This is a genomic window from Inquilinus ginsengisoli (assembly GCF_031453975.1).
Lineage (GTDB): Bacteria > Pseudomonadota > Alphaproteobacteria > DSM-16000 > Inquilinaceae > Inquilinus > Inquilinus ginsengisoli_A.
Genome location: NZ_JAVDPW010000011.1, coordinates 185438 through 207552, shown reverse-complemented (window position 1 = coordinate 207552; position 22115 = coordinate 185438). Strand labels below are relative to the sequence as shown.

Below are 22115 nucleotides of genomic sequence, written 5' to 3'. Positions count from 1 at the left end.
CGCTCTAGAACGTCGGCATGATCACCGCAGACGATTTCATCGCGGCGGCGAAGACGCGTGGCCACGACTTCTACACCGGCGTGCCGTGCAGCTTCCTGACCCCGCTGATCAACGGCGTGCTGTCGAGCCAAGCCCTGACCTATGTCGGTGCGGCCAGCGAGGGCGAGGCGGTGGCGATTGCCGCCGGCGCCTGGCTGGCCGGCCGCAACACCGTGGTCATGTGCCAGAACTCCGGCCTGGGCAACGCGGTCAACCCGCTGACCTCGCTGAACGCGCCGTTCCGCATCCCGACGCTGTTCGTCACCACCTGGCGCGGCCAGCCCGGCCAGCCGGACGAGCCGCAGCACGAGGTGATGGGCCGCATCACCCAGGACCTGCTGAGCCTGATGGAGATCCCGCAGGCGCCGTTCCCGGCCACGCCGGAGGCCCTGGGCCCGGCGCTGGACGAGGCCGTGGCGGAGATGGCCGGCGGCATCCCCTATGCCTTCGTGATGAAGAAGGGCGATGTGCGCGACGAGGACCTGCAGGCGCTGCCCCGCACCCTGCCGCGCCCCGGCCGCCGCGCCGACTGGCCGGAGGCCGGACCGCGCCCGACCCGCGCTGCGGTGCTGGAGCGCTTCCTGACCCTGACCGACGACCGTACCGCCGTGGTCGCCACCACCGGCAAGGCCGGCCGCGAGTTGTTCACCCTGGCCGACCGGAAGCAGCACATCTACCAGGTCGGGTCGATGGGCGGTGCCTCCGGCATGGCGCTGGGCGTGGCGCTGAACACCAAGGCACCGATGGTGGTGCTGGATGGCGACGGTGCCGCGCTGATGAAGCTGGGCACCTTCGCCACCATCGGCGCCCAGGCGCCTGACAATCTGATCCACATCCTGCTCGACAACGGCGTGCATGATTCGACTGGTGGCCAGGCCACCGTCTCCGCCTCGGTCGATTTCGCCGCCGTCGCGCTGGCTTGCGGCTATCAATTCGCCGCGTCCTGCAGCAGCCTGGACGGTTTCGAGGCGGCGTTCCGCGCCGCGTCCGAATCCCCGCGCCCCGCTCTGATCCATGTCCGCATCGCCCCGGGATCGATGGAGAAGCTTGGCCGCCCGACAGTCGGGCCGGTCGACGTCGCCCGGCGCTTTAAAGACTTCCTTGCCGGCATCCGCCCGGCCGCAGCGAGTGTCGGCGCCGCATCATGAAATGGCCCGCCTGCATCGGGATCGCCGTCGGCCTGACGGTCGCGGTCGTGCTGGTCTGGCTGACCGGCGCGGCGGAGATCTGGGCGGCGCTGGCCGGCGCCGGCTGGGGCATCCTGGCCGTCATCGCCCTGCACTTCCCGCAATTCCTGTTCTCGTCACTGGGTTGGCGGGTGCTGGTGCCGGAGCGGCCGGTGCCGCCCTTGACCTTCTTCATCCGGCTGCGCTGGATCCGCGAGGCGATCAATTCGCTGCTGCCGGTGGCGCAGATCGGCGGCGAGCTGATCACCGCCCGGCTGCTGGCCATGCGCGGCGTGCCGCTGAACCGGTCCGGCGCCGCCATCGTCGTCGACCTGACGACGCAGATGGCCAGCCAGGTGGTGTTCACCGTGTTCGGCCTGGTGCTGCTGTTCCTGGGCGCCCATGACGGGGCGATGACGCCCTGGATCATCGCCGGCGCCGGCGTCGGCCTCGTGCTGGTGGTACTGTTCGTCGGCGCCCAGCGCTTCGGCATGTTCAAGGTGCTGGAACGGGCCCTGATCCGCTTGGCCGACAAGTTCGGCTGGTCGTCGCTGGGCGAGGTCTCCGGCCTGCACGATTCGATCGTGTCGCTGTATGGCGACCATGCCCGCCGGGTCTGGACCTCGGGCGGCCACCACCTGGTGTCCTGGCTGCTGGGCTGCCTGGAGATCTGGGCGACGATGTGGGCGCTGGGTCTCGAGCCCAGCCTGCGCGAGGCGGTCATCATCGAGAGCCTGGCCCAGGCCGTCCGCGTCGCCGGGGTGCTGGTGCCGGGCGCGCTGGGGGTGCAGGAGGGCGGCTTCATCGTCATCTGCGGCCTGCTGGGCATCCCGCCGCACAGCGCCGTGGCCATGGCCCTGATCCGCCGCATCCGCGAGATCGCGCTGGGCGTCCCCGGCCTGGTCGCCTGGCAGATCATGGAAGGCAAGCACCTGGCCCGGCGCCGCGCCCGGGCCCGTGCGGCATCGGAGGCGTCGTCATGACGCGCAGCCCGGAAGACCCGATTCTGCTGACCCCGGGGCCGCTGACCACCGCGATCGAGACCCGCCGCGCCATGCTGCGCGACTGGGGCTCGCGCGACCGCGCCTTCATCGCCATGACCGCCGAGCTGCGGCAGCGGCTGCTGGACGTTGCCCATGGCGGGACCAGCCATGTCGCCATCCCGCTGCAGGGCAGCGGCACCTTCATCGTCGAGGCCGCGATCGCCACGCTGCTGCGGCCGGCGGACAAGCTGCTGGTGCTGGTCAACGGCGCCTATGGCGAGCGCATGGTCGAGATCGCGCGGCGCCTGGGCCGCTCGGTCGAGGCCCTGCGCTGGCCGGAGGACCGCCCGGTCGACCCGGCCAAGCTGGACCGGGCGCTGGCGGCGGATCCCAAGATCACCCATATCGCGCTGGTGCATTGCGAGACCACTTCGGGCCTGCTGAACCCGCTCGAGCCGGTGGCCGAGGTCGTCGCCGACCATGGCCGGGCGCTGATCCTGGACGCCATGAGCAGCTTCGGCGTCCTGCCGATCGACCTGTCGACGACGAAGGTCGCGGCGGTGCTGGCGTCGAGCAACAAGGGCCTGGAAGGCGTGCCCGGCCTGGGCTTCGCCCTGGTCGAGCGCGCCACCATCGTGGCGGCGAAGGGCAACAGCCCGTCGCTGAGCTTCGACCTGCACGACCAGTGGCGCGGCTTCGAGGGCAACGGCCAGTGGCGCTTCACCCCGCCGGTGCAGGTGGTGGCGGCGCTGGTCGAGGCACTGCGCCTGCTGGAGGCGGAGGGCGGCGCCCCCGCGCGGCTGCGGCGCTACCAGGACAATTTCGACACGCTGGCCGAGGGCATGGCGCGGCTGGGCTTCCACCTGTTCCTCGACCCGGAGGAGCAGGCGCCGATCATCGCCACCTTCCATCCGCTGGACGATCCGCACTTTGCCTTCGATCGCTTCTACACGGCGCTGGCGGCGCGCGGCTTCCTGATCTATCCAGGGAAGCTGACCAAGGCCGAGAGCTTCCGCATCGGCTGCATCGGCGCCCTGGGCCGCGCCGACTTCGAGGCCCTGCTGGTCGCCGTCGAAGAGGCATTGGGGGAGTTGCGCCGATGAAGGCCCTGCATGCTCTTGCCTTCGCCACCGCCGCCCTGCTGGTCCTGGGCAGCGGCGTGGTCGCCGCGGCAACGGTCGAGATCACCGTCACCAACATCCATGAGGCCAAGGGCACCATCCGGATGTCGCTGTGCCCGGAGGCGCTGTTCCTGAAGGACAACTGCCCCTACAGCGGCAGCGCCCCGGCGGTCGCCGGGCAGACCACCGTCGTGATCACCAACGTCCAGCCCGGGATCTACGCCGCCCAGGGCTACCAGGACGTCAACGACAACCACGAGATCGACCGCACCCTGCTGGGCGTTCCGGAAGAGGGCGTCGCCTTCTCGCGCAATCCGTCCTATCTGTTCTCGCCGCCGGACTTTAAGGACGCCTCGTTCACCGTCGGCCCCCGCGAAGCGCTGATCAGCGTCCGCCTGCGCTACTTCTGAGCCCCCGATGGCGCACCCGACTCCGGCGCGCCCTCCCGCGTCCGGCGCGACAGCAGGCCCAGCCCGGCCGCGATCGCCGGGGTGATCACCGCGGCCGCGATCAGCATCGGCCAGGTCAGGTCCACCCACACCAGCACCGGCACCACCGCCAGGGCATCGTCGGGGTCGAGCACCACGCCGCGACGGCGCATGGCGTAGCGCGACAGCTCGACCACCTTGATCACGTTGAGCTGCCAGAACAGCACCGCGATGCTGATCCCGGCCGCAAGCCCGAGCAGGATCGGCTCGACGCCGCCCCCGTCCCGCGCCAGCCCGATGCCGATGCCGATGAAGGCGATCGCCTCGGAGAAGCAGTCGGTGACCAGGTCGTAGCGGTGGCCGCCGGGGGTCATCCGGCCGGTCTGCCGGGCCAGTTCGCCATCGGCCCGATCGAACAGCATCGACACCAGGAAGAGCACCCCGCCGAGATCGACCCAGAGGCCGCCGCCCTGGGCGAAGGCGACCGCCGCGGCGATGCCCGTGACCAACCGCACCGTGGTCAGCTGGTTGGGGGTGACGCCGGTCGGCGCGATCCGCCGGACCAGGGGACGAACGATGCGATGGATCAGGGTGTCGTGGCTCATCCGGTTCCGCTACCTCCAAGCCCCCCTTTTGAGGGCCTTCCGCCTTCCAATTTGGGGGCCTCAATTGTCTCTAAACCATCCCTTGCGAATGATCCGCTATGATCTCAGCATGCCGCCGATGCTCCAGCCTCCGGTCTGCAACACACGTGCGGCGGGATTGCAATCCGTCGCCGGCCCGGCAAAATGCTATACAAAACCGGGCTGAAGTATCTTCGCCTGTCGAGGATGGTTTTCGTATGACCGCGTCTCTTCCGTCCCGGGCCTTCGGCCCGACCCTGACCCGGCGTGCCGCGCTGGGGGTCGTCGGCGGCATCGCGCTGGCCGGCCCGGCCGCCCGTGCCCTGCCCCCGGCAGCCCGCCCGGGATCGCTGCTGGACGAGTTGCACGACCGGGTGACGCCGTATCTGGAGCTGGGCCACGCCCACACCGGCGAGAGCTATGTCGGCCAGTTCTACGGCGCCGGCGGCTACGACGTCACCGAGCTGCAGAAGCTGGACTGGTTCCTGCGCGACTGGCGCCAGAAGCAGAGCGTGCAGATGGACCCCCGGCTGTTCTGGGCCCTGGCGGTGATCCGCACGGTGTGCCAGCGCGCCGGCTTCAGCGGCAAGGCGACGATCAATTCCGGCTACCGCACGCTGCAGACCAACTCCTCGCTCGAAGGCACCGCGCGGAATTCGCTGCACATGGCCGGCCGCGCCATCGACCTGACCTTCGAGAAGGTGCCGCCGAGCCAGCTGGTCGGCTGCGCCCTGGCGCTGCAGATCGGCGGCGTCGGGCAGTATCCCGGCTTCACCCATATCGATTCCGGCAACCTGCGCACCTGGGAAGGCTGACCGCCGCCCGCGGTCCCCAGGACGCGCGGCGCCCGGGCGCGGATGCCGGACCGGATTCCCAATCCCAGGGTCGACGCGGCGGCGGGATCGTTCTATCCATGAGCCAGGGATTCGTGACCTTTCCAAGCGCGCCCGCCAGAGGCGCACCGGACTCGCTGCTTCAAGGGGGAGCCCGCCGCCATGACATTCCACCTCGCCCGTGCCGCCGTTGTCGCCGCCACCCTAATCGTTGTGGGATGCGGTGAATCCTCGACCACGTCACTGCTGCGGATGGGCGACAACATCCGCACGGCCGGCGACCCCGACACCGCCATCACCCTGTACCAGAAGGCGGCGACGGAGGACCCCAGCAACCCGCAGCCGATGGTCAAGCTGGGCGACGCGCTGGTGCAGACCGGCGACCCGGCGCGGGCCGCGGGCTACTACAACGCCGCCCTGGCGATCGATTCCGACAATGTCGATGCGCTGCGCGGCCTGGGCAAGGTGCAACTGGCCCAGGGCAGGCCGCAAGAAGCCATCGCGGTGCTGGACCAGGCCCTGGCGAAGAAGCCGGACGACGTGCCAACGGTCCTGGCCAAGGGCACGGCCCTGGCCCTGCTGGGCCGGCCGAAGGAGGCGCAAGTGCTGTATCAGCGGGCGCTGACCAAGGCGCCGAGCAATGTCAGCCTGAAGACCAACCTCGCCTTGTCCTACGCCCTGGCCGGCGAGACCGGCGAGGCGGTGCGGGTGATGCGCGAGGCGGCGGCGGCGGCCGACGCCACCACGGTGCAGCAGCGCAACCTGGCCCTGGTCCTGGCCCTGGACGGCAAGACCCAGGATGCCCGCAGCGTCGCGGCCGCGGCCCTGCCGGCGAAGGAGGCGCGTAGCCTGCTGAACGCCGCGCGCCGGATCCGCGGAATCAAGGACCCGGCGCGCCGGGCCCAGGCGATCGGTACCATCGGATAGGTCCGGACGCCCGCCGGGGCGTGGCCGGCCGGGCGGATCAGGGAGACGTGGTGCCGCCGGTGGTGGCCCCGCTGCCGGCCCCGGTCGTGTCGCTGGGCGGCAGCACCGCCCCCGCTTGGCTGCCGGCGTCGTCCGGGCTGGACAGCCCGTTGGCCTCGCCGGCGCCCGGCAGTTGCAGGTAGCGTTCGGCCGCGCGCACCGAGGGGTTGGCGAAGGCCGGCCCGGTCGGCCGCCCGCGGAACAGGTCGCCCTTGCGCTCGACCTGCAGCGCCATGTTGATGTCGCTGGAGCAGCCCAGCGGCAGGTCCTCCGGCAGCGATCCGTCCGGGTTCAGGCAGCGCTTGGGCCACAGCACCCCCTGCCCCGCCGCGGCCACCTGCACCTCGTCGCCGACGCCGGGGTCGTCGACCAGCGCGACGTTGTAGCGCCCCGCGCCGCGCAGCACCGCCGACACCGCCTGCTGCCGCGCCGCGGCCCGCGGCCCGCCGGCCGCCACCGTGACTGTCGCCCCGGGGCTGAGCCCGGCGCCGCGGATGAAGTCGACCAGGCGCGTGCGCTCGGTTGCGCTCAGGCTCGACGCCTGTGGCGCGAACAGCACCGGATGCGCCACCGGGGTCGACAGGGTGGTGTAGCCGTCCTCCGGCCAGTCCGGAATCTTGTGGTCGCAGGCCGCCAGGAAACCGGCCAGGACCAGGGCCGCCACATGGTGCGGTCGGAGCGGGAACGTCATCGCGAGTCCTATTCGAGCACGAAGCCGGCGCTGCCGCCGGTCATGGAGGGGGACGAGCGCGCGCGCCGCACCGTCGGCTCGGTGCGCTGGGCCGGCAAGGCGAGCGCCTTCGGCGTGTCGGTCGGCTTCATCAGGAACGGGGTGATCAGGATCACCAGCTCGGTCTCGTTGCGCTTGTACCGGCTCGACTGGAACAGCTTGCCGATGATCGGGATGTCGCCGAGCACCGGGATCTGGTCGGCCACGTTCGACATGTTGCGCTGGAACATCCCGGCCAGGGCGAAGGTCTGGCCCGAGCCCAGCTCGATCGTGGTCTCGGCCCGGCGAACGATCAGCGACGGCACCGAAAAGCCGCCGCTCTCCACCCGGGCGTCGTCGCTGAGCTCGCTGACCTCGGGCTTCACCCGCATCGCGATGCGCTCGCCCGGCAGCACGGTCGGGGTGAAGGACAGCGACACGCCGAACTGCTTGTACTGGATGGTCACCGTCTCGTTGCCCTGCGGCACCGGGATCGGGAATTCGCCGCCGGCCAGGAAGTTCGCGGTCTCGCCGCTGACCGCGGTCAGGGTCGGCTCGGCCAGGATGTTGACCACGCCTTCGCGCTGCAGCGCGTCGATCACGGCGTCCACGTTGTAGCCGCCGCTGTGGTACCCCGCGGTGGCGGTGCCGACCCCGCCGACCCCGGGGAAGCCGCCGCTGACCAGGCCGATGTTGAACTTGCCGATGTCGAACATCGACTGCCAGTTGACGCCGAGATTCTGCACCGCGTTGCGTTGGACCTCGGCGAAGCGGACGCGGATGCCGACCTGCTGCGACCCCTGCACCGTGTTGAGGTTCATCGCGCCGCCGGCGTTGCTGCCGAGTTGCTGGGCCAGGGCGTCGAGCTTCATCGCGCTGCCGAGATCCGGCGCCGTGCCTGACGTCACCGGCCGGTCCTGGATGTAGCCCAGCTGGCCGGAGCCGGCGGGCGCCACCCGTGCCGCCTCGCGCTGGGCCGCCATCTCGTCCTGGCTGACCCGGACATTGGCCGCCGCCACCACCTGGTCGGCGCCGCTGAGGGCGAACAGGTTGGTGGTGCCGGTGGACACGCCGTAGATGTAGGCCGACCGGGCCGACACCATCTCGACGTCGAGCACGTTGGGGTTGGCCACCAGCACGGTCTGCACCGGCTGCGAGAAGGTCAGCAGGTTGCCCTGCCCGACCTTCATCTCCAGCATCGACCGGCTGGGCGTCACCACCGGCGAGACCGTCATCGCCCGCGGCGGCGCCGGCGACACCGTCATGCCCGAGGTTCCAGGCGCCGGGGTTCCGGGGACGGTGGGCAGCGGCTCGCCCGGCACGGCCTGCGGCACCGCAGACGGCGGCGGTTCCGGCGGCGCGGTGACGATCTTCGGCGCGGTGGCGGGAGCCCGCATCGCGGTGACGTCCTCACCCGGCATGCCGGGCGCGGCCTGGGCCGACATGGTCGGCGACACCGGCTGGGCCGGCGCCGGCTGGACCGTCATGCCGGGCGTTTCGGTCTGGGCCCAGGCGTCGTTGACCGTGACGCCCGTGACCGTGGCGGCCGCAAGCGCGATCAGCAGGCCGGTCGGAAGCAGGGCGCGGCGCAATCGACCCAGGGATCGTGATCCGTCCATATCCCCCCTCATTCCGCGGCCGCCCGGTCGAGCCCGGCCTCCGCGTCCGTGCGGCCGCGCCGACCGGTCAGGCGGACCACCGCCACCGGCTGCACCGTGTAGTCCGGCGCGATCTCGGCATAGGACAGGACCGCCGCGTCGATCTGGTTGCGGGCCAGGGTCTGGCGCAGGAAGCGGCGGGTGTCGAGCGCGGTCAGGATCGCCGGCGGCCGGCCGGCGGCCCCGACCCGGGCGAGGTGGCCGCGGATGGTGTCGACCAGCTCCTCGGCCTGGCCTTCCGGCAGGGCGAGATAGGCGCCGACCGAGGTCTGCCGGATCGACTGGCGGACCAGGTCCTCGGCGCCGCGGTCGAGGATCAGCGCGTGGATCACCTTCCGTTCGTCGGCATGGGCGTGGCAGATCTGCCGCTTCAGCCCACCGCGGACATATTCGGTCAGCAGGATCACGTCCTGCTCCTTCGGTCCCCACTCGGCCAGCGTCTCCAGCACCAGCCGGTGGTTGCGCAGCGACACGCCCTCCTCCAGCAGCCGGCGGAAGACGTCGGCGACCTGGTTGATCGACAGGTTGCGCTGGGCCTCACGCACCAGGTCGCCGCGCGTCGCCTCGATGCCCCTGAGGAAGGCCTGGGTCTCCTGGATGCCGAGGAAATGCGGGGCGTAGCGGCGCAGCGCCCGGGTCAGCGCCTCGGCCACGATCTCCTCCGCCGTGGCATGGCCGACCCCGGCCTCGGCCAGCGCCGCCTCGTGCCGGGCGTCGATCCAGTGCGCCGGCGCGCCGCCCTCGCCGTCGTCGGACTCCGCTTCGAGATCCAGCAGGTCGAGATGCATCGGATCGTCGCGCAGCAGCAGCCGGCCCGGGCGGGCCGCCCCGGCGTCGACCGGCACCCCGTCGAGGTCGATCCGGAAGCGGTCCGGCGCCAGCGCCCCGTCCGGCACCACCCGGGCGACCGGGAAGGGCACGCCGAGCGCCAGCTCCAGCCCCGTCGCCGCGTCCTGCGCCAGGCGCTCCGCCGCGGGCTGGCCCAGCCCCGCCGCCAGGTCGGCGCCGAGATGCAGGGTCACGGTGTCGTCCGCCACGGTCTCCGCCGCGACCCGCCGCTCCTCGTCGCCGGCCGCCACCGCGGCCGAAGCCGCCTGGCGGCGCCGGCGCAGCAGCACGCCGCCGGCCATCACCGCGGCGATGGCCAGGAAGATCGCGGTCGGGAAGCCGGGGATGAAGCCGAGCAGCGCCACCACCCCGGCGGCCATCAGCAGCGCGGTGGGGTTGGCGCCCATCTGGCGGGTGATGTCGGCGCCGAGATTGCCGCTTTCGGCGGTGGTCACCCGGGTGACGACGGTGCCGGCGGTGATGGCAACGAACAGGGCCGGGATCTGCGCCACCAGCCCGTCGCCGATGGTCAGCAGCGAATAGACGTGCAGCGCCTGGCCCAGCGACATGCCGTGCGACAGCATGCCGATGGCGAGGCCGCCGATCAGGTTGACGGCGACGATCACCAGTCCGGCGATGGCGTCGCCCTTCACGAACTTCATGGCGCCGTCCATGGCGCCGTAGAGCTGGCTTTCCTTCTCCAGCGTCTGCCGCCGGCGCGTCGCCTCGGCCAGGTCGATGTCGCCGGCGCGCAGCTCGCCGTCGATGCTCATCTGCTTGCCGGGCAGCGCGTCGAGGGTGAAGCGCGCCGCGACCTCGGCCACCCGCTCGGCGCCCTTCACCACCACCACGAACTGGACCACGGTGATGATCAGGAAGATCACCAGCCCGACCGCCAGGCTGCCGCCGATGACGAATTCGCCGAAGGTCTGGATGATCGAGCCGGCGTCGGCCTGCAGCAGCACCAGCCGGGTGACGCCGATCGACAGCGCCAGGCGGAACACCGTGGCGATCAGGATCACCGAGGGCAGCACAGACAGTTCGAGCGGGCTGCGCAGATAGACCGACACCATCAGCAGCAGGACCGCGAAGGTCATGTTGCAGGCGATCAGCACGTCCACCACCACGGTCGGCAGCGGCAGGATCATCAGGAAGATGGTCGCGACCAGCAGCGCGACGATCATCAGGTCCTGCCGGCCGGTGGCGGCGGTCAGGGCGGATTGCAGCCGCGCGGTCATGCCGCCACCCGCCGGTCCGGCGCGTCGAGATAGTCGCGGAAGGCGCGCCGCGCGGCCTCGATTTCGCCCAGCTGGTGCAGGGCGCGGCTGCGCAGCAGGTGCCGCGCCGCGACCGGCGCCTCTTCCTGGTCGAGCCGGTCGAGGACGGCGATGGCGCGGTCCGGCCGGCCGACCGCAAGCGAGGCCACGGCCACCGCCCGCAGCGCCGCCGGGTCGGGCCGGTCGTCGCGTGAGGCCAGCAGCAGCGCCAGGGCCAGCGCCCGCCGATTCTGGCCGTGCCGGAGATAGTCGAAGACGAGCCGGTGCAGGGCGTCGCGCTGGGCGGGCGTCATCCGTGTCACCCGCCGATCAGGTCGTTGAGGCGGACCCGCAGCAGGTCGTGCTTGCGCAGTTCCTGCAGCAGCACGGCGCTGCCCCAGCGCGCCAGCCGGTCGTCCGGCGCCTCGGCCTGCAGCAGGTCGATGATCCCGGCCAGGGTCTCGGCCTGGCCGAACGGGTTGGTCGAGATCTCGCCGCCATCGGCCGGGCGGATGTAGTCCAGCACCTCCTCGCGCAGCCGCGAGGTGCGGCCGCGACGCGACCGGGCGGCCCCGGCCCGGCGAGGTGCCGCGGTGCCAACCGGCCCGGCCGGCCGGGCGGTGGCGGCGCCTTCGGACGGGTCGCCCGCCCGGATCCCGTCGAGGGGTTCGGTGCGTGCCCGGATCGTCGTCATCTCGCTTCCCCCATTGCCCCGGCCGGCCCGCTAAGGCTTGGCGGGGTCGGTCAGGGCCATCACGAAGCTCTGACCGGTTCGGCTGCGCAGGGTCACGGCATCGGCGCGGATCGTGGCCACGGACCAGCCGCCGCCGAGGTCCGCGCCTTCGAAGTACTTCGAGCCGGTGTGGGTGATGAGATAGGGGTTGGCGCCGGTCCAGACCGCCTGGATCACGATCTCGGGCGCGCCGCTCGACTGCCCGGTCGCCACCTCGGACGCCAGCTGGGCAGAGGCCGCGAAGGTGCGGTCGAACCAGGCCTGGATCTCGCGCCACTGCACCATGTCCGCCGCCGAGAGGCGGCCGGAGGCGACGATGCGGCTGTCATTCACCGCCAGGGTGAGGCCGGCGAGATGGGCCGAATCGATCCGCTCCTGCAGCGCCTCCGCCGGCGTCTGCTGCCGCGGCACGACCGGGGTCAGGGCGGCCGTCTGGATCACCCGCTTCTCGGCACTGGCCGCATCCGCGGCCGGCGCCACGGCGCGGTCGTCGCCATCGGTGCGGGAGCTGCCGGAGGACAGCGCGATGCCGGACAGGCCGCCCAGCGCCACCATCAGCGCCGCGACGGCGGCGATGGCGTGCAGGCGCGGCACCCGGCCGCCGACCTCGACCGGGCTGCGCAGCACGATGCGGGACGACCCCAGGGTCAGCTCGGCCGGCAGGGCCAGGCTCAGCGCCGACCCCGGCTCCACCGCCTCGGCCCGTCCCGGCACCGAGACGGGACCGGCCAGCGGTTCGATCCGAACGCGCCGTCGGTCGATATCGATCAGGGTGTGGACCGGCGCCAGCGCCTCATCGGCGAGAACGATGTCCGAATCGAGCCCGCGACCGACCCGATAGGTCGCGAGTCCCAGCTTCTGGGCCGTGCCGGCGTTGGGGCCTTCGACCACGAACAGGGTGACCGAGGGCGGCGGGCGCCGGAACCCCAGGGAGGTAGCCGCTTCGGACAAGGCGGTCCCGAGTTTCGAGGGCATCGCACACCTCACGGACATCCCGACCATCAGCGAAGTCGAGCGCGACTGCATTGCAGCCGCGCTCGAAAAAAGACGACAGAAGTTCCTGACGAACGATCAGAAGAGCGCGGGTCAGCCCTGGCCCGCGGCCTTCAGCGCCGTCTGGGAGCCCTTCTCGTTGTCCGAGAGGGTCTGCTGCAGCTGCGCGTTCCTGAGAGTGCTCTCCCAGTTCTTCTTCGACATGTCGTTGGTGAGCTTCTCGTAGTCGGCGGCCGTACCGGTTCCGCTCGGCGCTGGGACGTTGGACATGCTGTTCTCCTTCGAGTGGCGACGCGGCAAATTCCAAACCAGGGGCCGTCAGACGGCCGTGAAGATGCCTGCAGGATTGTCGACCCATCGGCTTTCTAACAGGAGCCGGACGCTTCGATATCCCGCAGCGATCTCAACACGACGAACCAGCATTACCCCCAGGCTCTCGACACATTCAGCCAAGAGCCTGATAAAATATGTAGCAAAACCTGGACAGGTCAACCCAATTTAGACCAGCAACGCCTCATGTCTCGTCATGCAAACGCATGCCGAAAACTTTAACAAAAAAGTCTGGAACCGAATCGGCTGTTCAGCCGTTTGGGCACGACGCGCTTGGTCTGGACTGCTGTGATCGCCGTCTTGATTGGGTTTTGCGCCCGCGGCGGCAGCGGTCTATATAAGCTGGACGCGGACTTGGCGATTGGGGGATCGACAGGAAGTCTTGATGCAGGCGGCAAAACCTATTGCGACCCGCGTCTCGGCGCTGATCACCGGCTTTTCGCCGCGCTGGGGCCGTGCGGCCGTCGCGCTGTCCATCCTGGGAATGGCGACCGCGCTGGGCCCGGCGACCGGGCTGGCGCAGCAGGCGCCGGCCGGGCCGGCAGCGATCCCCGCCCCTGCCTCGACCGCCCCCGCCGCGGTGTCCGGCCGGGGCACCATGCCGTGGCCCGACCGCCCCTACCCCTACGTGATCCTGGACCAGGACATCCGCGATGTGCTGGCCGCCTTCGGCAGCAATCTCGACGTCCCGGTCAAGGTCAGCGACAAGGTCACGGGCCGCGTCCGGGGCCGGCTGCCGCAGCTGACGCCGCAGCAGCTGCTGGACCACCTCGCCGCCAGCTACGGCCTGCAATGGTACTATGACGGCCAGGTGCTCTACGTCACCACGGTCGAGGAGGCGGCGTCGGAGATGGTGCCACTGGGCGCGATCGGGTTCGAGGACCTGCAGGCGTCGCTGGCCAGCCTGCACCTGGACGACCCCCGCTTCCCGTTGCGGCCGCTGCTGCGCGCCAATGTGGCGCTGGTCTCCGGCCCGCCCCGCTACGTCGCCCTGGTCAAGGAGACGATGCAGGCGCTGCAGCAGGCCTACCAGTTCCAGACCACGATCGTGCGCGGCCGAATCGGGAAACCCGGATCGTGACCGCGCCGCAGCCCCACCCGACCCACGCAAGAAGCCGAGGCTGACCCATGGTTGTCATCTCGCCCGCCGTCCTCCACGCGCCGATGCCGATCGAGCCCAAGGCCGCGATCCAGCCGGTCGCGCTGCCGCTGGACCCGAAGGCGGCGAACGTCTTCGACTACGCCCTGCCGCTGCAGCCCAGCCAGAAGTCGATCGCGGATTACGCGCCCAGCCTCAAGGCCAAGCTGCTGGCCAATCCCGGGGCGATGGGCGACCGGATGCTGCAGTCGATCGAGTCCTTCCACAAGGACACGCTCGCCATGCGCGCCTCGACCACGCCCCAGCCGCCCGCGGCCTCGACTCCCGGCCCCGCGACGGCGTCGGGCCCGGCGGCGCAGCATCCGGGCAAGGAGAGCCCCGAGGCCAGCCACTGGAAGGACATCAGCGCCCTGATGGAGAAGACCGCGCAGTTCAACGGGCAGATGATCCGGTCCGCCCTGATGACCACGGTCGTCCAGAAGGGCACCAGCGGCTTCACCGACCTGCTGAAGGCCTGAACCACCTTGCGCAACCGAGCCGACCGCGGCACTCCGCCGAACCGCTCCGCCTGGGCGAAGCCGCTTCGCGGGCTGGCGCTTGCCGGGCTGCTGCTGCTCGCCGCCTGCAAGGTCGACCTCTACAGCGGACTGGAGGAGCGCGAAGCCAACGAGATGGTCGCGATCCTGCTGCACCAGGGCATCCCGGCCGAACGCACGGCGACCAAGGATCGCGGCCTGGTGGTGTCGGTCGAGGAGGACCGCTTCGCCGATGCGGTCGACCTGCTGCGCCGCAACGGCTACCCCCGCGAGCACTATGATTCGATCCCGACGATCTTCAAGGGCGACGGGCTGGTGTCGTCACCGGTCGAGGAGCAGGCGCGGCTGATCTATGCGCTGAGCCAGGAGCTGTCGCGCACCATCTCGCAGATCGACGGGGTCTATTCCGCCCGCGTCCATGTCGTGCTGCCGGATGCCGAGGGGCTGAAGGCGTCGGCGACGCCGTCCTCCGCCTCGGTCGTCATCCGCCATCACGCCGACATCGACCTGACCAAGCTGACGCCCGAGATCAAGATGCTGGTGGCCAACGGCATCAAGGGCCTGCTGTACGAGAACGTCTCGGTGGTGTTCCTGCCGACCGCCGTCGGCGCCACGACGCCGCCGATCCAGGATCCGCTGACCAACATCGCCGGCGTCTGGGTGCACCAGTCCAGCGCCCCCTGGCTGGAGGGGCTGCTGACGGTGCTGGGCCTCGCTTTGGCGGCCGCGGCCGCCGCCGTCGGCTGGATGCTGTGGCGCCGGCGCGGCGCAGCCCCGCAGGCGGCGGAATGACCTCGGGCGTGGCGGCCGGGAGCCGGGCGGCCGAGGACCGGCTGGCGCCGCGCCGCTTCGACCAGGCGGTGGCGCTGCACGCCCATCCGGCGCAGCTGGGCCGGATCTTTCCCGGCCTGCCGGACGCCGCCGCCCGGCTGCTGCTCGACACCCCGCGGATCCGGCCGCGCCTGTCGGCCCTGCTGCGGCAGCGCCTGTCCCTGATGCCCTGCGACGCGGCGGCTTGGCAGGGCGACACCGCCCGCATCGCCCAGCTGGCGCCGGCCGAGCTGGATCGCGCCGTTCTGCATGCCGGTGCCGCGGCCCTGGCCGCCCGGCTGCGCACCGTGGTGCTGGGCGCCGAGATCCGCCGCGTCACCACCCGGATCGGCGCCGAGGCCTACAGCTTCGGCCTCGGCCACAAAGGTACGGTGCCGGCGATCGACGGCATGGACGAGACGCCGATCGAGGATGCCGTGGAACGGGCCGGCCTGCTGTGCCTCGCCGCCTGGTGCGCCACGGCCGGCGCCGCCGTGGGCGAACGGCTGCGGCTGCGGCTGGCGCCGGAGCGCTGGCCCGCAGCCCCCCTCCCCGTCCCCCAGCAGGCGGCCGCCGCCGCGCTGTTCGCGACCGCCGCACGGTTCGCAACCGCCGCGCGGGCGGTGGCGCCCCATGGCTGAGACGACCCCGCCCGGACCCGCCTTCCGCGCCGGCCGCCCGGTCCTGAAGGCCGCGTCGCTCAGGCAATGGCACGACGCGACGCGCTTCCTGGCCGAGGCCGAGGCCCATGCCGCGCGGCTGCGCGCCGAGGCCGACGCCGCCTTCGCCGACGGCAAGGCCCGCGGCCATGCCGAGGGGCTGGCCGCGGGGCAGCAGGAGGCGGCGACGCTGCTGACCGCCACCGGCGTGCAGATCGACCGCTACTTCGCCGGGCTGGACCAGACCCTGGCCGACCTGGTGCAGCAGACCATCGAGCGCATCCTGGGCGGGTTCGACCGGCGCGAGCTGGTGCTGCAGGCGGTCGCCCACGGCCTGCGCCAGGCCCGGCTGGACCATGCGGCGACGCTGCGGGTGGCGCCGGAGCTGGTGGCCGCGCTGCGCGACCGGCTGGCCGACCCGGGCCAGGAGCTGGGCGACATCGCCCGCCGCGTCACCGTCGAATCCGATCCCGGCCTGGCCGGCGACACCTGCGTGATGGTGACCAGATACGGCCATGTCGAGCTGGGCATCGACGCCCAGCTGCGGGCGCTGCGCGACGGGCTGCGCCGCGCCGGGCCGGGCGAGGCCGCGCCATGACCCAGCCGCCACCGGTCATCCCCCTGAAGCCCCGCGCCGACCCGCTGCAGGCGCTGCGGCGGCGCCTGGAGGAGGCCGACCCGCGCCCGGTCAAGGGCCGCGTGGTCAAGGCGATCGGCGTCACCGTCCATGCCGAGATCAACGACGCCCGGCTGGGCGAAATCTGCGAGCTGCGCGACCCGCAGACCGGGCACGTCATCCTGGCCGAGGTGGTCGGGCTGGTCGACGGCGCCGCGGTGCTGACCCCGATCGGCAGCCTGCAGGGCCTGTCGACCCGGACCGAGGCGATCCCGACCGGCCGATCGCTGCGGCTGGGCGTCGGCCCCGGCCTGCTGGGGCGGGTGCTGGACAGCCTGGGCCGGCCGCTCGACACCGCCGAGCGCGGCCCGCTGGACACCGACGCCACCTATCCGCTGCACGCCGAGGCGCCGCCGGCGCTGCTGCGCCCGCTGATCACCCGGCCGATGCCGCTGGGCATCCGCGCCATCGACGGGCTGCTGACCTGCGGCGAGGGCCAGCGCATCGGCATCTACGGGTCGCCCGGCACCGGCAAATCCTCGCTGCTGGCCCAGATCGTCAAGGGCGCCGACGCCGATGCCATCGTCATCGGGCTGATCGGGGAGCGCGGCCGCGAGGTGCGCGAATTCATCGACCGCCATCTCGGGCCCGAGGCGCTGCGGCGGGCGGTGATCGTCACCGCCACCTCGGACCGGCCGGCGATCGAGCGGGTCAAGGCCGCCTTCGTCGCCACCGCCATCGCCGAATACTTCCGCGACCAGGGGATGCGCGTCGCCCTGCTGATGGACAGCATCACCCGCTTCGCCCGCGCGGTGCGTGAGATCGGGCTGGCGGCGGGCGAGCCGCCGACCCGCCGCGGCTTCCCGCCCTCCTTCTTCGCCATGCTGCCGCGGCTGCTGGAACGCGCCGGGCCGGCGGCCAAGGGGTCGATCACCGGCTTCTACACCGTGCTGGTCGAAGGCGACGCCGCCACCGACCCGATCGCCGACGAGACCCGCGGCCTGCTGGACGGCCATGTCGTGCTGTCCAAGGCCCTGGCCAGCGCCGGCCATTTCCCGGCGATCGACGTGCTGGACAGCCGCAGCCGGGTGATGGACGCGGTGATCGACGCCCCCCATCGCCGCGCCGCGGTGCAGGTCCGCCGGCTGATGGCCAAGCATGCCGACATCGAGCTGCTGCTGCAGGTCGGCGAATACCGGGCCGGCAGCGACACGCTGGCCGACGAGGCGGTGGCCAAGATCGGCGACATCCGGCGCTTCCTGCAGCAGGATTTCGACGAGGCCACGCCCTATGGCCAGACCCGCGAACAGCTGGAGCGGCTGGCCCGATGAAGCCCGATCCCCTCGACCGGCTGCGGCGGCTGCGCCACGACCGCGAACGGCTGGCGATCGAGGCGCTGGGCCGCGAGCGCGCCGAGCTGGCCGCCGCCGAGGCCCGCGAGCGCCAGGCCGAGGCCGACCGCGCCGCCTATGAGCGCGACCGCGCCGAGCAGGAGGCCCGGCTCTACTCCGCCGCGCTGGAGCAGCCGATGCGGGCCGATGCGCTGGAGCGGCTGGGCGACCGGGTGTCCGGCCTGGCCGCGGGATCGCGGCGCCAGGCGGCGACGGTGCGGGAGCGCCAGGGCGAAACCGCCCGGGCCGAGGCCGACACCGCGGCGGCGCGCCAGGGCTGGCGGGGCCGGCGCCGGGACGCCGACCGGCTGGACCAGCTGGCCGACCGTCAGGGCGCCGCCCGGCGCAAGGCCACCGAGATCCGCGACGACCTCGCGGTCGAGGACGAGGCGAGCATGGCACCGCGGGGAGGCCGGACATGACCGCCGCCACGCCGCCGGCGCAGATTCGCGAGGCCGACGCTCTGACGTCGCCGCCGGCTGCCGCCGGCATCGCCTATACCCCGCCCCGGCTGACCAGCGCGCAGGCCGGCGACGCCAACGCCGCGGCCCGGCGCTGCCGGCCGTTCGAGATCAAGATCGGCGGGCAGGAGATCGCGGCCCCGCTGCACGTCACCCCGACCCTCGGGCTGCCGCAGGATGCGACGGCGGCGGCGATCACCTGCCGGCTCGGCACCGGCCGCGTGGTGATCCTGGCGCCCGGAATGCTGGTCGATGCGCTGCTGACCGAGGCGGCCGGCCTGCCGGCGCGCGACCTGGAGCCCGATCTGGCGGCCCTGCTGCTGGAGGCCCTGCTGGCCGGGCTGCTGCCGGCGCTGGAAACCGCCGGCGGCGTCCCGATCGCGATCGAGGCGGTCGGCTGGGCCCCGGCCGAAGCTCCGCCGGCGGCCTTCCACTGCAGCGTCGGGCTCCGCCACGGCTTTTCCGAAGCGGCGCTGCACGTCGCCGCGGATGCCGCCGCTTGGCCGCCCCTGCGCCGCCTGATCGACGCCGCGCCGAAGCAGGACGCGCCGCTGGCCGGCCTGCCGGTGCCGCTGGCGGTCCGCATCGGCGCCGTGCGCCTGGCCCTGGCCGATCTAAGGGGCCTCGAGCCGGGCGACGTGGTGTTCCCCGACGTCGCCTGCCGCGCCGGCGAGGCCCTGGTGGTGTTCGGCGACAGCTGGGCCCACACCGCCAAGCGCGACCGGGCGTCGATCGTGATCACGACGCCGCGGCAGCGCCTGGACCTGCAGGATGGAGGACAATGGATGGCGGATCCCGACAGCGGCGCCGAGGCGCCGTCGGCGGAGCGGCTGGACGATCTGCCGGTGACGCTGGTGTTCGAGCTGGGCCGCAGCGAATTGCCGCTCGCGGCGGTGCAGGGGCTGGCGCCAGGCGCGGTGCTGGACCTCGGCCGCGATCCCGGCGAGGCCGTGGACATCGTCGCCAACGGGCGCCGCATCGGCCGCGGCGAGATCGTGCGGATCGAGGACGCCCTGGGCGTGCGGGTGGTGCGGCTGTTCGGCGATGACTGAGGCGCAGCCCGACATCCTGCCGCTGCTCGGCATCGTCGCCATCGTCGGGCTGATGCCGTTCCTGATGGTCACCCTGACCGCCTTCCTGAAGATCTCGGTGGTCATGGTGCTGCTGCGCAACGCGCTCGGCATCCAGCAGACGCCGCCGAACATGGTGCTGTACGGCATCGCCCTGATGCTGACCGTCTACATCACCGGCCCGGTGTTCTCCGAGATCTACGCCCGGGTCAGCGACCCGTCGCTCAGCCTGCGCAGCGTCACCGACTGGCAGGCGGCGCTGCAATCCGCGGCGGAGCCGGTGCGCGCCTATCTGCTGCGCTTCACCGACCCGGCCGAGCGCGACTTCCTGCTGTCGGCCACCGCTAAGGTGTGGCCGGCCGAGGCCAGCGCCGCCGCCACGCCGAACGACCTCGTCATCCTGATCCCGTCCTTCGTGATCTCGGAGCTGACCCGCGCCTTCGAGATCGGCTTCCTGCTGTACCTGCCCTTCATCGTCATCGACCTGATCGTCTCGGCGATCCTGATGGCGATGGGCATGATGATGGTGTCGCCGCTCGCCATCTCGGTGCCGTTCAAGCTGTTCCTGTTCGTCATGGTCGACGGCTGGTCGCGCCTGCTGCACGGCCTGATCCTGAGCTACAGCTGAGACGGCGATGAACCAGGCGGTGATCGCGCATCTGCTGCAGGAGGCGCTGAGCCTCACCCTGCTCCTGTCGCTGCCGGCGCTGGGCATCGCCGCCGCGGTCGGGCTGCTGGTCGGCCTGTTCCAGGCGGTGACCCAGATCCAGGACCAGACCCTGCCGATGGCGATCAAGGTCATCGCCGTCGTCCTCAGCCTGGTCCTGCTCGGCCCGCTGCTGGCCAGCCCGCTGGTCCGCTACACCGAACGCATCTTCACCGACTTCCCGCAGATCACACGCGGCGCCGTGCCGCCGGCGGCGGACCGGCCGTGAACCTCGACTCGCTGAACGGTCTGGTCGACCTGTTCGGCCCCTATCTCAACGGCCTCGCGGTCTCGGTCGCCCGCGCCATCGCCATGGCGACGGTGCTGCCGATCTTCAGCCGGCTCGGCCTGACGGGCCTGCTGCGCAACGCGGTGATGATCGCCATCGCCCTGCCGATGCTGCCCCAGGCGACGGCGGAGCTGGCGGCGCTGACCCCGCTGGGCCCGGCGCAGACCCTGGTCCTGGTCGCCAAGGAGGCGATCATCGGCGTGCTGCTGGGGCTGCTGTTCGGCGTGCCCTTCTGGGCGGTGGAGGCGGCGGGCGAGATCGTCGACATGCAGCGCGGCGTCAACGGCGCCTATCTGCTGGACCCCAACGCCTCGGGCCAGGCCTCACCGATCGGCACGCTGTTCGTCATGGTCCTGCTGGCGCTGTTCTTCGCCGGCAACGGCATGGGCCTGCTGGCGGAGGCGCTGTACCGCAGCTACGCGCTGTGGCCGGTGACGGCGCTGCTGCCGCCCTTCACCGGCGAGACCCCGGCACTGCTGCTGGGGCTGCTGGACCGTGTGGTCCGGCTGGCGCTGCTGCTGGCGGCGCCGCTGGTGATCGTGATGCTGCTGGGCGACATCACCCTGGCGGTGATCGGCCGGATGGCGCCGCAGCTCAACGTCTTCGACCTGTCGCTGTCGGTGAAGACGGCGGCGCTGCTGCTGGTGCTGCCGGTCTACGCCGTCTTCCTGGTGCCCTATTTCGCCGAGAGCCTCGGCTCGATCCACGGCGTGCTCGACCTCGCCCGCACGGTGCTGCCATGAGCCAGCCGAGCGAGGAAAGAAGCCTTCCCGCCAGCGCCAAGAAGCTGACCGACGCGCGGCGCAAGGGCCAGGTCGCCCACAGCCGCGACCTGGTGACCGTGGTGGCGCTGATCGCCGGCGGGCTGTACCTCGCCGTCGAGGGTTCGGCGATCATGGAGACGCTGCGCGCCATCCTGGTCGAGCCGATCGGGCTGACCGGCAAGCCGTTCCGCGACACCTACACCATCCTGCCGACCATGCTGGCGCTGGCGGCGCGGATCGTGGCGCCGCTGGTCGCGATCGTCATCGTCGCCAGCATCCTCGCCAACGTCGCGTTCCTGCGCGGCATCCCGCTGTCGCTCGACCCGTTGGTCCCGCGGGGCGACAAGATCAATCCGGTCACCGGCTTCCAGCGGCTGTTCAGCCTGCGCAACGTGATCGAGTTCGTGAAGGCGATCCTCAAGGTCTGCGCCCTGCTGACGGTGATCGGGCTGCTGGCCATCGGGGCGCTGCACGCGCTGCTGGTCGCGCCGCAATGCGGCCGCGACTGCATCGGGCAGGTGCTGGTGGCGACGCTGAAGCCGGTTCTGATCGGCATCGCCGCGGTGCTGCTGGTCTTCGCCCTGGCCGATATGGGCCTGCAGCGCTGGCTGTTCCTGCGCGACCAGCGGATGACGCGCACCGACATGAAGCGTGAGCGCAAGGAGCAGGAGGGCGACCCGCAGATCCGCAGCGCCCGCAAGCGGCGGCAGCAGGCCATGGCGACCGGCACCGGCGCCGCCACGCTGTACCTGACCGACGGCACCGTCACGGTCGGCATCCGCTTCGTGCCCGGCGACACGCCGGTGCCGCTGCTGGTCAGCAAGTCGCGGAATCGGGTCGCCGGCAGCGCCGTGCCGGTGGAGACCGCCCCGTCGCTGGCCCGCCAGCTGCACGCCAAGGCGCGGGCCGGCGAGGCGGTTCCGGGCGAGCATTTCGACGCCCTGGCCCGGATCCTGCTGCGGCTCGGCCTGATCTGAGGCCTGGCCGAAAACCCATCTCATCCCTTCCCAGAGGGATGCCGGGTCGAGCATGCTTGGCCCGAGCGAAG

At 71.9% G+C, this 22115-nt stretch carries 26 protein-coding genes; 18 read left to right on the top strand and 8 right to left on the bottom strand.

All coding sequences use genetic code 11. The annotated features are described in order from the left end of the window. Nucleotides 1-17 precede the first annotated feature (17 nt). The 4 genes from aepY to E9232_RS28955 are packed head-to-tail and all read left to right on the top strand — an operon-like array spanning nucleotide 18 to nucleotide 3719. Nucleotides 18-1187: a phosphonopyruvate decarboxylase gene (aepY, locus tag E9232_RS28970; protein ID WP_309800132.1), complete on the top strand. Its 1170-nt coding sequence runs from the start codon at nucleotides 18-20 to the stop codon at nucleotides 1185-1187. Beyond that, nucleotides 1184-2188: a lysylphosphatidylglycerol synthase domain-containing protein gene (locus tag E9232_RS28965; RefSeq protein ID WP_309800130.1), complete on the top strand. Its 1005-nt coding sequence runs from the start codon at nucleotides 1184-1186 to the stop codon at nucleotides 2186-2188. The genes aepY and E9232_RS28965 overlap by 4 nt, the downstream gene beginning before the upstream one ends. Further along, entirely contained in the window at nucleotides 2185-3291 is a 1107-nt protein-coding gene (locus E9232_RS28960) for a 2-aminoethylphosphonate--pyruvate transaminase (RefSeq protein WP_309800128.1), read from the top strand. The genes E9232_RS28965 and E9232_RS28960 overlap by 4 nt, the downstream gene beginning before the upstream one ends. Beyond that, the gene (locus E9232_RS28955) at nucleotides 3288-3719 is read left to right on the top strand and encodes a DUF2141 domain-containing protein (protein ID WP_309800125.1); all 432 of its coding nucleotides are present in this window, start codon (nucleotides 3288-3290) and stop codon (nucleotides 3717-3719) included. Before E9232_RS28960 ends, E9232_RS28955 begins: the two co-directional genes overlap by 4 nt. Here the strand turns inward: E9232_RS28955 and E9232_RS28950 are convergent. Beyond that, nucleotides 3710-4342, bottom strand: coding sequence for a CDP-alcohol phosphatidyltransferase family protein (locus E9232_RS28950; RefSeq protein ID WP_309800123.1), 633 nt, complete (start codon nucleotides 4340-4342; stop codon nucleotides 3710-3712). The genes E9232_RS28955 and E9232_RS28950 overlap by 10 nt on opposite strands. A gap of 236 nt (nucleotides 4343-4578) precedes the next feature. Here E9232_RS28950 and E9232_RS28945 point away from each other — a divergent pair, with 236 nt between their 5' ends. Continuing rightward, nucleotides 4579-5175 carry a YcbK family protein gene (locus E9232_RS28945; RefSeq protein ID WP_309800121.1) on the top strand — a complete coding sequence of 199 codons (597 nt, stop codon included), beginning with the start codon at nucleotides 4579-4581 and terminating at the stop codon, nucleotides 5173-5175. 180 nt (nucleotides 5176-5355) lie between these two features. Beyond that, a complete protein-coding gene (locus tag E9232_RS28940; protein WP_309800119.1) occupies nucleotides 5356-6120 on the top strand; it encodes a tetratricopeptide repeat protein in 765 nt (254 codons plus the stop codon). A 37-nt stretch (nucleotides 6121-6157) separates the two neighbouring features. On the opposite strand, the gene E9232_RS28935 is transcribed toward E9232_RS28940, so the two are convergent. The 7 genes from E9232_RS28935 to E9232_RS28905 form a co-directional block, all read right to left on the bottom strand. After that, nucleotides 6158-6850, bottom strand: coding sequence for a CpaD family pilus assembly lipoprotein (locus E9232_RS28935; protein WP_309800117.1), 693 nt, complete (start codon nucleotides 6848-6850; stop codon nucleotides 6158-6160). A gap of 8 nt (nucleotides 6851-6858) precedes the next feature. Further along, on the bottom strand, nucleotides 6859-8487 hold the full coding sequence (locus tag E9232_RS28930; protein WP_309800116.1) for a type II and III secretion system protein family protein: 1629 nt from the start codon (nucleotides 8485-8487) through the stop codon (nucleotides 6859-6861). An 8-nt stretch (nucleotides 8488-8495) separates the two neighbouring features. Next, the gene (gene sctV, locus E9232_RS28925) at nucleotides 8496-10592 is read right to left on the bottom strand and encodes a type III secretion system export apparatus subunit SctV (RefSeq protein WP_309800114.1); all 2097 of its coding nucleotides are present in this window, start codon (nucleotides 10590-10592) and stop codon (nucleotides 8496-8498) included. Further along, nucleotides 10589-10924 carry a hypothetical protein gene (locus tag E9232_RS28920; RefSeq protein WP_309800112.1) on the bottom strand — a complete coding sequence of 112 codons (336 nt, stop codon included), beginning with the start codon at nucleotides 10922-10924 and terminating at the stop codon, nucleotides 10589-10591. Before E9232_RS28920 ends, sctV begins: the two co-directional genes overlap by 4 nt. A gap of 5 nt (nucleotides 10925-10929) precedes the next feature. Beyond that, complete coding sequence (locus E9232_RS28915) at nucleotides 10930-11304, bottom strand: hypothetical protein (RefSeq protein WP_309800110.1); 375 nt, start codon at nucleotides 11302-11304, stop codon at nucleotides 10930-10932. 30 nt (nucleotides 11305-11334) lie between these two features. Further along, nucleotides 11335-12318, bottom strand: coding sequence for a SctD/MshK family protein (locus E9232_RS28910; protein ID WP_309800108.1), 984 nt, complete (start codon nucleotides 12316-12318; stop codon nucleotides 11335-11337). 111 nt (nucleotides 12319-12429) lie between these two features. Then, the gene (locus E9232_RS28905; RefSeq protein ID WP_309800105.1) at nucleotides 12430-12606 is read right to left on the bottom strand and encodes a hypothetical protein; all 177 of its coding nucleotides are present in this window, start codon (nucleotides 12604-12606) and stop codon (nucleotides 12430-12432) included. 445 nt (nucleotides 12607-13051) lie between these two features. Between E9232_RS28905 and E9232_RS28900 the strand changes: the two genes are divergently transcribed. Genes E9232_RS28900 through E9232_RS28845 form a run of 12 tightly spaced genes read left to right on the top strand, consistent with a single transcriptional unit; the run spans nucleotide 13052 to nucleotide 22044 of the window. Then, on the top strand, nucleotides 13052-13747 hold the full coding sequence (locus E9232_RS28900; RefSeq protein ID WP_309800103.1) for a secretin N-terminal domain-containing protein: 696 nt from the start codon (nucleotides 13052-13054) through the stop codon (nucleotides 13745-13747). 47 nt (nucleotides 13748-13794) lie between these two features. Beyond that, nucleotides 13795-14283, top strand: a complete 489-nt coding sequence (locus E9232_RS28895; protein ID WP_309800101.1) for a hypothetical protein — start codon at nucleotides 13795-13797, stop codon at nucleotides 14281-14283. A gap of 6 nt (nucleotides 14284-14289) precedes the next feature. Next, the gene (gene sctJ / locus E9232_RS28890; protein WP_309800100.1) at nucleotides 14290-15093 is read left to right on the top strand and encodes a type III secretion system inner membrane ring lipoprotein SctJ; all 804 of its coding nucleotides are present in this window, start codon (nucleotides 14290-14292) and stop codon (nucleotides 15091-15093) included. Continuing rightward, nucleotides 15090-15752, top strand: a complete 663-nt coding sequence (locus E9232_RS28885) for a SctK family type III secretion system sorting platform protein (RefSeq protein WP_309800097.1) — start codon at nucleotides 15090-15092, stop codon at nucleotides 15750-15752. The genes sctJ and E9232_RS28885 overlap by 4 nt, the downstream gene beginning before the upstream one ends. Next, nucleotides 15745-16368: a type III secretion system stator protein SctL gene (sctL, locus tag E9232_RS28880; protein ID WP_309800095.1), complete on the top strand. Its 624-nt coding sequence runs from the start codon at nucleotides 15745-15747 to the stop codon at nucleotides 16366-16368. Before E9232_RS28885 ends, sctL begins: the two co-directional genes overlap by 8 nt. Next, nucleotides 16365-17717, top strand: a complete 1353-nt coding sequence (locus tag E9232_RS28875) for a FliI/YscN family ATPase (protein ID WP_309800093.1) — start codon at nucleotides 16365-16367, stop codon at nucleotides 17715-17717. The genes sctL and E9232_RS28875 overlap by 4 nt, the downstream gene beginning before the upstream one ends. After that, complete coding sequence (gene sctO, locus E9232_RS28870; protein WP_309800091.1) at nucleotides 17714-18199, top strand: type III secretion system stalk subunit SctO; 486 nt, start codon at nucleotides 17714-17716, stop codon at nucleotides 18197-18199. The genes E9232_RS28875 and sctO overlap by 4 nt, the downstream gene beginning before the upstream one ends. Further along, entirely contained in the window at nucleotides 18196-19290 is a 1095-nt protein-coding gene (gene sctQ / locus E9232_RS28865) for a type III secretion system cytoplasmic ring protein SctQ (RefSeq protein WP_309800089.1), read from the top strand. Before sctO ends, sctQ begins: the two co-directional genes overlap by 4 nt. After that, entirely contained in the window at nucleotides 19283-19936 is a 654-nt protein-coding gene (sctR, locus tag E9232_RS28860; protein ID WP_309800086.1) for a type III secretion system export apparatus subunit SctR, read from the top strand. Before sctQ ends, sctR begins: the two co-directional genes overlap by 8 nt. Nucleotides 19937-19943: 7 nt before the next feature. Then, complete coding sequence (sctS, locus tag E9232_RS28855; protein WP_309800084.1) at nucleotides 19944-20243, top strand: type III secretion system export apparatus subunit SctS; 300 nt, start codon at nucleotides 19944-19946, stop codon at nucleotides 20241-20243. Next, nucleotides 20240-21046 carry a type III secretion system export apparatus subunit SctT gene (gene sctT, locus E9232_RS28850; protein WP_309800082.1) on the top strand — a complete coding sequence of 269 codons (807 nt, stop codon included), beginning with the start codon at nucleotides 20240-20242 and terminating at the stop codon, nucleotides 21044-21046. The genes sctS and sctT overlap by 4 nt, the downstream gene beginning before the upstream one ends. Next, the gene (locus E9232_RS28845; protein ID WP_309800081.1) at nucleotides 21043-22044 is read left to right on the top strand and encodes an EscU/YscU/HrcU family type III secretion system export apparatus switch protein; all 1002 of its coding nucleotides are present in this window, start codon (nucleotides 21043-21045) and stop codon (nucleotides 22042-22044) included. The genes sctT and E9232_RS28845 overlap by 4 nt, the downstream gene beginning before the upstream one ends. Nucleotides 22045-22115 lie beyond the last annotated feature (71 nt).